A 3,417-nucleotide genomic window follows, 5' to 3' on the forward strand; every position below is an offset into this window, starting at 1 on the left:
ACCGGACCGAGACGGGGAGCTGTTTTTGCAACCTCGAATTTCGCCCGTCAGATTGTAGAGATAGAGAAGAAAAAGAGAGAACCGGTGATCTACGTCGGTAATCTGGATGCAACACGTGATTTTTTGGACGTACGTGACGTCGCCCGTGCTTACGCCCTTGCACTGGAAAAGGGAGTACCCGGTGAAGTTTATAATATCGCATCCGGTAAGGGAATAAAGATAAAGGATATGCTGGACAGACTGGTTGCTCTGTCAAACGTCGACCTGGAGATTAAACAGGATCCGGCTCGATTGAGACCTTCTGATGTGGAGCTGCTGATCGGCTCATCAGAAAAGTTCCGTAAAAGGACGGGGTGGGAACCGAAAATTCCTTTTGACCAGACCCTGCGGGATTTGCTTGACTACTGGCGTATGAAGATAAAATGAAGGTGATACTTGTTACAGGAAGTGAGGGGTTTGTAGGTTCCCATTTGGTAAAGGCATTGAAGGAGGACCTTTTTAAGATAATCCCGACATGCTATCCTCTGCTGGCATCCAAGGTCGAATCATGTATTCCTCTGGACATTCTTAATCTGGAGATGGTCAAAGAAGTGGTGAAGAGCTATGAACCCGATATTATTTTTCATCTTGCCGGAATAAGTTCGGTATCCAAGTCGTTTCGTGACCCGCCTTTGACTTATAATACTAACGTGATAGGGACGGTGAATCTGCTGGAAGCCGCAAAGAGTTTAAAGAAAAAGATGCGTTTTATCTTCGTTTCAAGCTGTGAGGTCTACGGCGGCGGCAAAAGAATATCAGAAAAAGCAGAGGTCGTTTTGAAAAATCCATATGCAATCAGTAAATATGCTGCTGAATTGATCTGCCGGAATTCATCGCTTGACGGTATTGAGTGGATAATATTGAGGCCGTTTACTCACACCGGGCCCGGTCAGACCAAAGATTTTGTGCTGCCGACCATTGCATTTCAAATAGCGGAGATCGAAAAGGGCAGAAGACCGCCTCTCATTGAACTCGGGAATATCGATGCGCGGCGGGAATTCATCAACATAAGGGATGTCATCAGGGCTTATCAGCTTGCGATCGAAAAAGCCAAACCCGCAAATATTTACAATATCTCTTCGAATAAAGGTTATACTATTTCCGAAGCACTGGAGATTTTCAGACGGATTTCAAAGGTGAAGTTCGAGGTGAAGACTGATTCTGCGAAGATGCGGAAGACCGATATTCCCGTTCTTGTCGGAAACGGCAGTAAATTCAGTAAATTGAGCGGGTGGAAACCCCGGATTAAATTCGAAAAAACAATTGAGGATCTTTTAAATTACTGGCGTGCGAAGATTTGATTCTTTTTCAACTACGTTCTCTTTTCTGTAGTTTTTTGACAGAATATGAATATTTTGATTGTCAATTGGCAGGATTGGAAAAATCCATTTGCCGGTGGCGCGGAAGTCTATCTTTATGAGATATTTTCCCGTTTGGCGAAGCGCGGACACAATATCATCCTGCTGTGCAGCAGAGGTAAGGGACAGAGTCGTTTTGAAGAGCTGGACGGTATAAAGATCTACAGAATAGGCAGGCGTTCCAACTTCAATTTTCTGGTTCCGGTCGCTCTGCGGGCACTTCTACGGCGGAACAAGGTGGATGTTGTTGTCGACGATTTGAATAAGATCCCTTTTTATTCCCCGATCTTTACGCGTAAGAAAGTACTTCCCATGCTTATGCATCTTTTCCGCACCACGATATACTGCGAAACCAATTTCATCTTTGCAAGTTATGTATTTTTCACCGAAAGGGTCATTCCTTTTATGTATGCTGGTTCGAACTTCGTGGCGATATCCCACAGTACGGCGGATGACTTAAGGGAAATCGGTGTCAGGAACAAGATATATGTAGTGCCGTGCGGTATTCCCGTAATTCCGTCGAAAATAAAGGAAGGACATCAGGATGACCTTGTCGCCTATGTGGGCCGATTGAAGAGATACAAATCGATAGATCACTTCATTGATGCGGTGAGTCTTTTGCAGAAGTCGATGGCGGTTGAGGCACTGGTTGTGGGAGATGGTGACGTCAGATATGAATTGATGAATCGAGCTCAACAATTGAAGGCAAAAATCAAGTTCACCGGTTTTGTTGGTGAAGAAGAGAAATATCGCATCTATTCACGGGCGCGGGTGGTCGTTCAACCATCGGTAAAAGAAGGATGGGGATTGACCGCCATCGAGGCGCAATCATGCGGTACTCCGGTGGTCTGTGCCGATTCACCGGGGCTGCGTGAGGTCGTACGAAACGGAGAGACGGGGTTTTTATATCCATATGGAGACGTCAACCGTCTTTCCGATCGGATAAAGGAATTGCTTACTGACCGCCCGAAATGGCGGAAATTTTCCGTCGCAGCGAAGAAGTGGGCACAGAAGTTTTCATGGGATAACGCCGCTTTAGAAATCGAGCGGATACTGGAAGAAGAAATTTACAGAGGGAAGATATGAACAGAACATTTCAATGGAAAAGATTGGTCATACTGATATCTGTTATTTTCTCGATTGGTTTTTGCCGTGGAATAAACAGCGATGATTTTGAAACGGCGAAAAAGGCGTTTGAACGGAAAGATTATAAAATCGCCGAGCTGTATTTTTGTAATTTATTAAAAGAAGCCCCTTGCAGCGAATACACTCCTGATGCAGTATATTATTTGGTTAAAATTTATGAAAAGAGTGGAAATTTTCTGAAGTTATTCAATCTGGCGGATGATTTTTTACGTGACTATAAATACGACCGTCGTTGCAATGAAGTCTTTAATATACTTCTCAAAAAGTTGAATGAAAAAGGCGCTTACAATATTGCGATTGACTATATCAAGAACTATGATTATCTTGTAAATGATTTTGCTGTTCTGGAAGAGATCGGTTACGGTCTTTTTAAAGAGAAGAGATACATTCTTGCGGAATACCTTTTTTCATTATGCCCTCAGACCGACACGATACGTATATTGCGAGCAAAGTGCATCTCTGATTTCAAGGGGAAGAAAGAACTTTATAGCAAGATAAGCGGAGTCAAGGGAAGTATCTATTTAATGGAGTTGTTGCTTGAGTCCGGTGATACCCTTACTGCATACGAAATATACAGGACGACCAGAAGAGAGGCGATCGATGATGATTTACTTTACCCCTACACGAAGATCAGTATGCTTTTCGATTCCGAGAGATTTCTGGATGCCGTAAAACGATTGAAACGAATAAAAGAATTCAAGAACAGAGCGATTCTTCTGGAAGCCCTTTATTCCGGTGAACTCAGCAAATGCGTTGTCCCGCAGAGTATGGAAGAATGTTCTTTATTGACCGAGTTCTTTAACCAGGATACGACTTTACGCATTCCCGACAGCATAAGTATAGATACTCTTTTTCAAGAGCCGTTGATTGAAGA

General features: G+C 43.5%; 4 protein-coding genes. All 4 read left to right on the forward strand.

What is annotated here, in order from left to right; translation table 11 throughout:
* Positions 1–426 (forward strand): NAD-dependent epimerase/dehydratase family protein (locus ENI34_05460; GenBank protein HEC78577.1); only part of this gene is annotated, 426 nt, incomplete at its 5' end.
* A complete protein-coding gene (locus ENI34_05465) occupies positions 423–1,340 on the forward strand; it encodes an NAD-dependent epimerase/dehydratase family protein (GenBank protein HEC78578.1) in 918 nt (305 codons plus the stop codon). The genes ENI34_05460 and ENI34_05465, both read left to right, overlap by 4 nt.
* Positions 1,341–1,385: 45 nt before the next feature.
* Positions 1,386–2,483 (forward strand): glycosyltransferase family 1 protein, encoded by a 1,098-nt coding sequence (locus ENI34_05470; GenBank protein HEC78579.1) that lies wholly within the window; start codon positions 1,386–1,388, stop codon positions 2,481–2,483.
* A partial coding sequence (locus ENI34_05475) for a hypothetical protein (protein ID HEC78580.1) occupies positions 2,480–3,417 on the forward strand: 938 nt, incomplete at its 3' end. The genes ENI34_05470 and ENI34_05475, both read left to right, overlap by 4 nt.

It is taken from the genome of candidate division WOR-3 bacterium, from assembly GCA_011052815.1.
Classification (GTDB): Bacteria; Hydrothermota; Tepidihabitantia; order SM23-42; family SM23-42; genus DRIG01.

Coding starts and splice junctions, on each gene's coding strand:
- ENI34_05465 (HEC78578.1), top strand. CDS start 423: ATGAAGGTGATACTTGTTACAGGAAGTGAGGGGTTTGTAGGTTCCCAT.
- ENI34_05470 (HEC78579.1), top strand. CDS start 1,386: ATGAATATTTTGATTGTCAATTGGCAGGATTGGAAAAATCCATTTGCC.